6 protein-coding genes and 1 pseudogene are annotated in these 6,045 nt (G+C 62.7%); 1 reads left to right on the top strand and 6 read right to left on the bottom strand.

The genetic code is table 11. From position 1 onward, the window contains the following. Positions 1 to 190 (top strand): annotated as a pseudogene (locus B7X30_RS14300) (MocR-like pyridoxine biosynthesis transcription factor PdxR); the annotation flags it as partial. Positions 191 to 198: 8 nt separating this feature from the next. Here the strand turns inward: B7X30_RS14300 and B7X30_RS14295 are convergent. From B7X30_RS14295 to B7X30_RS14270, 6 genes are all read right to left on the bottom strand, one after another. Beyond that, on the bottom strand, positions 199 to 909 hold the full coding sequence (locus B7X30_RS14295) for an ABC transporter ATP-binding protein (RefSeq protein WP_013104338.1): 711 nt from the start codon (positions 907 to 909) through the stop codon (positions 199 to 201). A 42-nt stretch (positions 910 to 951) separates the two neighbouring features. Continuing rightward, entirely contained in the window at positions 952 to 1,701 is a 750-nt protein-coding gene (locus B7X30_RS14290; protein ID WP_013104337.1) for an ABC transporter ATP-binding protein, read from the bottom strand. Further along, complete coding sequence (locus tag B7X30_RS14285) at positions 1,698 to 2,693, bottom strand: branched-chain amino acid ABC transporter permease (protein ID WP_286731455.1); 996 nt, start codon at positions 2,691 to 2,693, stop codon at positions 1,698 to 1,700. Before B7X30_RS14285 ends, B7X30_RS14290 begins: the two co-directional genes overlap by 4 nt. Beyond that, positions 2,690 to 3,559, bottom strand: coding sequence for a branched-chain amino acid ABC transporter permease (locus tag B7X30_RS14280; protein ID WP_013121971.1), 870 nt, complete (start codon positions 3,557 to 3,559; stop codon positions 2,690 to 2,692). The genes B7X30_RS14285 and B7X30_RS14280 overlap by 4 nt, the downstream gene beginning before the upstream one ends. A 78-nt stretch (positions 3,560 to 3,637) precedes the next feature. Further along, positions 3,638 to 4,900 carry an ABC transporter substrate-binding protein gene (locus B7X30_RS14275; RefSeq protein WP_276707469.1) on the bottom strand — a complete coding sequence of 421 codons (1,263 nt, stop codon included), beginning with the start codon at positions 4,898 to 4,900 and terminating at the stop codon, positions 3,638 to 3,640. 262 nt (positions 4,901 to 5,162) lie between these two features. Continuing rightward, a partial coding sequence (locus tag B7X30_RS14270; protein WP_286731450.1) for an NAD(P)/FAD-dependent oxidoreductase occupies positions 5,163 to 6,045 on the bottom strand: 883 nt, incomplete at its 5' end.

Here is a 6,045-nt window from a genome sequence, read left to right as displayed (position 1 = left end):
TGTGGACGACGAGGCCATCGCCCGCGCCGCCGATGCGCAGGGCATGACGGTGCGGCCGCTATCGCGCTATTACCTAGGCGCACCGCAGCGCCGCGGGCTGATTCTCGGCTATGCCTATGTGCCCACCGAGCGCGTCCCGCCCTGGGCACAGAAGTTGTGCATGCTCATCCGCAGCCAGCTTCCCGACTGAAGCCGCAATCAAGCAGCGTGGGCCACGCCCGCCAGTTGCTCCATCCGGGTCTTGTCGTCGCGCAAGGCGGCCGCATCACCCGAAAAGACAATCTCGCCTTCAGAAAGCACGTAGGCGCGATCAGCCAGTTGCAGCGCGAGAAAAGCGTTCTGCTCAACCAGCAGCACGGAAATTCCTTCGTCCTTCATGCGTCCCACCGTGCGCATCACCTCCTGCACGATCACCGGCGCCAAACCCTGCGAAGGTTCATCAAGGATGAGTAACTTGGGGTTGAGCAGCAGCGCGCGCGCAATGGACAGCATCTCCTGCTCGCCGCCTGAAAGGCGCCCGCCTTTGCTGGTTCGGCGTTCATGCAGACGTGGAAAGAGTTGGTACACGCCATCGATATTCCAGCGCCCCGGCGTTTCGTGCACCACCAGCAGGTTTTCGTGCACCGTGAGGTGCCCGAAGATCTTGCGTCCCTCGGGCACATAACCCACGCCCAGGCCCGCAATGCGGTGCGGCGAGGCGCCAGTCATGTCCTTGCCGAAGAATTTGATCTTGCCCTGGCGCGGCGGCGTCAGCCCCATGACCGAGCGCATCGTCGTGGTCTTGCCCGCGCCATTGCGGCCCAGCAGCGCGACGAGTTCGCCTTCGCCCACGGTCATCGACACGCCTTTGAGAATATGGCTTTTGTCGTAGTAGGTATGAATGTTGTCGAGTTCGAGAACGGCGGTCATAAGCGGAGAGTCCTGTGGAGATGTCGGCTTGGGTCAGGGCGGTCAGGCCGCTTGACCCAGATAAGCCGCCTGCACCCTTGCGTTGTTGGCAATTTCATCGGCCGTGCCCTCGGCGAGCAGCGTACCGTTGTCGAGCACGGTGATGCGATCGGCGATGCCGAACACGATTTCCATGTCATGCTCCACGAACAGGGTGGCGATGCCCTGGTTTTTGTTCAGATCACGGATCAGCGCGGTCATGTGGTGCGTCTCTTCATCTCCCATCCCGGCGGTGGGCTCGTCGAGCAGCAGCAGCTTGGGACGGCGAGCCAACGCAATGCCCACCTCGACCACCCTTTGGTCGCCGTGCGACATCTCGCCCGTCACCCGATCCGCCTTGCCGCTGATCTTCACCAGATGCATCAACTCATCCACCTGATCGTCGATGCGTTTACGCAGGGCGCGACCCATCCAGGGACGCAGGTTCACGCCCTGTGCCACCTCAACGGCAATGCGCAGGTTTTCATACACCGTGAGCGAGCGGAAGATCTCGGTGATCTGGAAAGTGCGGATGATGCCGCGCTTGACCAGCTCACCGGGATTGACCGTCTGAATGGGCCTGCCGTCAAAGGTGATCTGCCCTTCACTCGGCGGGAAAAACCCGCTGATCAGGTTGAATAGCGTGGTCTTGCCCGCGCCGTTGGGGCCAATGACCGCGCGCAACTCTCCGGGCTGCACCTCGATGGAAATATCGGTCAGTGCCTTGAGGGCGCCAAAGCGGCGCGAGACGTTGTGCAGCTGCAGCAAGCTCATGATGTCTTCCCCTTGCGCTGCAAAAACCCCATCACACCCAGCGGGAAAAACAGCACCGACAGCACGAAAATCAGGCCGATGACGGACATCCAGTTGTCAGTTACCGAGCTGGCGTAATCCCGCACCAGCACGAAGATGGCCGCCCCGACCAGTGGCCCCCAGAAGTTGCGCATCCCCCCCAGCACCGCGATCACCACCAAGTCGCCTGAAAAGGTGTAGTTCAAAGTGTTGGGCGAGGTGAAGTTGTCGAGCAAGGCGTTGAGACCACCGGCCAGCGCCACGATCAGGCCAGACAGAGCGAAGGAAATCGCCGCATAGCGCTGTACCGGCAGGCCGAGAAAGGTCAGCCGCTTCTGGTTTTCGCGGATGGCCACAAAGGTGTGCCCCAGCGGAGAGTTCAGCACGATCCACAGCACCAGGGCGCCCAGCGTGAAGCAGGCCACGACGAGGTAATAAAAGCCCAGAGAGCCCATCGTCCAGTCGAACCCAAACAGATGCAGGGTGTGCCGGGAAAAGCCGGTCAGCCCGTCATAGCCCCCGGTCACGGTCTGCCAGCGAATGGCGATGAAATAAAACATCTGTCCGATGGCAATGGTGATCATGGCGAAGTAGATGCCGCGACGACGCACGGCGATGGGCGCGAGCACGGCGGCCACAACGCCCCCCAGCAAAGTGCCCCCGAGCAGCGCCAACAGCACGTTGTGCGTCATGTACTTGAGCATCAAGCCGACGCCGTAGCTGCCCAGCCCGAAATAGGCGGCATGCCCGAACGACAGGCCGCCGGTATGCCCGAGCAGCAGATTCAGCCCCATGGCGGCCAGGCCGTAGATCAGCACGCGCGAGGCGATGTCGTTGTAGCCGCCGACATAGTGCAGCCAGGCCGGGGCGGTGAGCAGCACCAGCGCCAGAATGCCGGTGCCGAGATGCTGTTTGAGGTTGGATGTTTGCATGGCAGATCGTGGAGGTGGAGCGGTATAGGCAGGCGTACTCATTCGAACAACCCCTCCTGTCCCATGAGTCCGCGCGGTCGCACCACGAGCATCAGCCCCATGATGAGGTAAATCACCGCCTCACTCGCGGCGGGAAAGTAGGCCGTGGTGATGCCCGAGGCCACCCCGATGAGCAGACCGCCCAGCAGAGAACCCAGCAAGGAACCCACGCCCCCGACCACGATGGCGACAAAGGCCGGCATGAGCAGGCCGTCTCCCATCGTCGGCTCCAGCCCGAGCTGACCCGCAGCCAGAATGCCGGCCACGCCTGCAAACACGATGCCGATGACAAAGTTCGCGGTGCGCAGCAGGTAAATGTTCACGCCAAGCGCCGATACGGTTTCGAGATCGGCATTGCCGGCGCGAATGCGGATGCCCAGTCGGGTGTAGCGCAGCACGGCGAACAGCACGGCAGTGCCCACCAGGGCAACAGCAACAACGAAGAGGCGGTAGCCGGTGAGAAAGAAGTAGGTCTGACTGAGGGGATGTCCCAGCGACTCCGGGATGGACAGCGGCACGCCGTTGGCGCCCCAGACGGTGCGGATCACGTCCTGCATGATCAGCGCCAGACCGAAGGTCAGCAACAACGAATACAGCGGATCGCGTTTGTACAGGCGGCGAATGAGAAACACCTCGACCACCAGACCTAGCACCCCGGCGAGCAGCGGCGCTACGGCCAGCGCTCCCCAGAAGCCCAGGCTCGGCTCCAGCGTGTACGCGAAGTAGGCCGCCAGCGCCATGAACGCGCCCTGGGCGAAATTGATGGTGTTGTTCAGCCCGAGGATGAGCGCCAGGCCGAGCGCCAGCAGCGCATAAAACGCTCCGGTGATCAGGCCGTTGAACGTATTGAAGATAAGGACGAGATTCAAGGCAATGCCTCCGCAGCAGCAGATGGACAGGCTGCGGACTCGCGCAGTGGCGGGTCCGCAGGCACGCGCAGTGGCGCTTCAGGCGCGCGGAAGCACGCAGCCGGTTTCTGAAGGCGGCAGCGCGATCTTCTCGCCCGGCACGATACCCGAAACGTCGAACAAGTTCGGATACTTGCCCGTCTGAATCACGTGCCCCGGGAACATGCCCAGCATCAGTTGGTGATCCTGCGGACGGTAGAACACATTGCCGGGCTGAAGCGCGATCTCCGGGGGCAGCACTAGTCCCTCCATCGCCTTGACGACCTTGGCCGTTTCGAGCGACTTGGCCTTTTCCACCGCCAGCCGGATGGCATGCGTGGTGGCAAAACCAAACCATGCACGCGCCGTCGGGTATTCCCCTTTATTGGCTGCGGCGTAACGCTTGACGAAATCCGCCACATGCGGGGTGTTCGGCTGGTTCCAGTACCACTCCATGGTCCACCAGCCGTAGCGAGCCGCCTCGGGCAGCGCCTGCGCCTGCTCCAGCTCGAACAAAGCGCCGCCCACGGCGATGTCTTTGTTGATGCCGAATTGCGCGATCTGCTTCATGCAGTTGACCTGATCGTTACCGGCCAGCAGCAGGCACAGCACGTCGGGCGACTTGGCTTTCACGTCGATCAGATAGGACGAAAAATCGGTCGCCCCCACAGGCACCAGCGCACCGCCCACCACGGAGCCTCCCGCCTTCTTGAGCTGTGTGGTGTAGTCAGCCTGCTCAGACTGGCCAAAGGCGTAGTCAGTGGTCAGGAAGTACCACTTCTTGCCGAATTTCTTGTAGAGCGTCTCGAAGTCACCGGCCGTCAGCATCCAGGTGGTCGAGCAGGTGCGGAAGGTCGTGGTCTTGCACTCCTTGCCGGTCAGGCTATCGACGTGGCCGCCGGTACAGACGAAGAGCTTGTCGTGGCGATTGGCAAACTGCGACACGGCGAGCGAGGCCGCCGAGTTGACCGTGCCCATGAGGAAGTCCACCTTGTTCTGGCTCAGCAGACGCGAGGCCTTGTCCACCGCAGTGCCGGGGTTGCCCGCGCTGTCTTCCACGAAGATCTGCAGAGGACGGCCCATCACGCCACCCGCCTTGTTGATCTCGGCTTCAGCGAATTTGGCGCCCTTGATTTCGCTCTGCCCGAGCGCTGCAAAGGTGCTGGTGATGGGATCAATCAGCCCGATTTTCACCGGCGTCTCACTAGCGCCCCAGCTCGGCACCTGCGTGCCCAGCAAAGCGGCCAAACCCGCCGCGCCGCCCGCCTTGATCAGCGTGCGACGATCCATCTGAACCTGCTCATTCGAGTCTTCCTTGTTCATGCCTGTCTCCTGTGGTGTCAACGAACTGAAATGACGTTTTTTGCGAACCGAGACGACTATAGGGAGGCGACTGGAAAAGAGATAGAGGAGGAACCGGGATGAATTGAAACCTCATGTAACCCGTGTGAGCGCACGTTATAGCGCGGTGAAAAACTTCGCCAAACAACGAGGGTGTACCCGCAGAAATCGCCAGCGGGGCGAAGGTGTTTTGCCTTGAGTTTGGGGAATCACACTCCGACGCCGCAGAGCGGCTAAGCCTTCCTCAAACCAGATCGCGCAGCCGGTACCACAGCATGCCCAGCACCAGCGCGGGGGTGCGCAGCAGGTCGCCGCCGGGGAAGGGTTTGTGGCGCAGACGGGTGAACAGGTCGAAGCGCTCGGCCTGTCCGGCGATGGCCTCGGCGGCCAGCCGCCCCGCCATGCCGGTGAGCGCCAGACCGTGGCCCGAGAAGCCCTGCAGATACAGCACGTCGGGCGCGATGCGGCCGAAATCGGGCGCGCGGTTCATGGTGATGTCGACAAAGCCGCCCCAGGCGTGGGTGATCTTCACGTCGCTGAGTTGCGGATATACCGCCAGCATGCTGCGGCGCATGGTGGCCGCAAGATCGCGCGGGGTGGCGGTGGAATAGCTCACCCGGCCGCCGAACAGCAGACGATCATCGCCGGTGAGGCGGTAATAGTCGAGCACGAACTGGGTGTCGCACACGCAGGCGCGGTTGCGCACCAGAGACTTCGCTCGCTGCGCGCCGAGCGCTTCGGTGGCGATGATGTAGGTGCCCACGGGCATGATGCGCCGGGACAGCCGCGGCGCCACATTGCCAAGCTGCACGTTGCCCGCAAGCAGCACATGGCGCGCGCGCACGCTGCCCTGCGCAGTTTGCACCAGGGCCTTGCCGCCACCGGCCTGCGCCGCAGGCTTGACGCTGATGACGGGCGATTGCTCGTGCAGCACCACCCCGGCGTTGAGAGCGGCGCGGCCCAGTCCCAAGGTGTAGTTGAGCGGGTGCAGGTGGCCGCCGAAATCGTCGAGCACTGCGGCGCAATAGCGTTTGCTGGCGATGAGGCTGCGGGTCTGCTGCGCGTCGAAGCTCTGCAGATGGGTGTAGCCGTATTCGCGCTGCATATGCTCGGCCCAGGCATGCAGC

The organism is Thiomonas sp. 13-64-67, from assembly GCF_002282795.1.
Taxonomy (GTDB): domain Bacteria; phylum Pseudomonadota; class Gammaproteobacteria; order Burkholderiales; family Burkholderiaceae_C; genus Thiomonas; species Thiomonas arsenitoxydans.
This window is presented reverse-complemented; position numbering and strand designations above follow the sequence as displayed.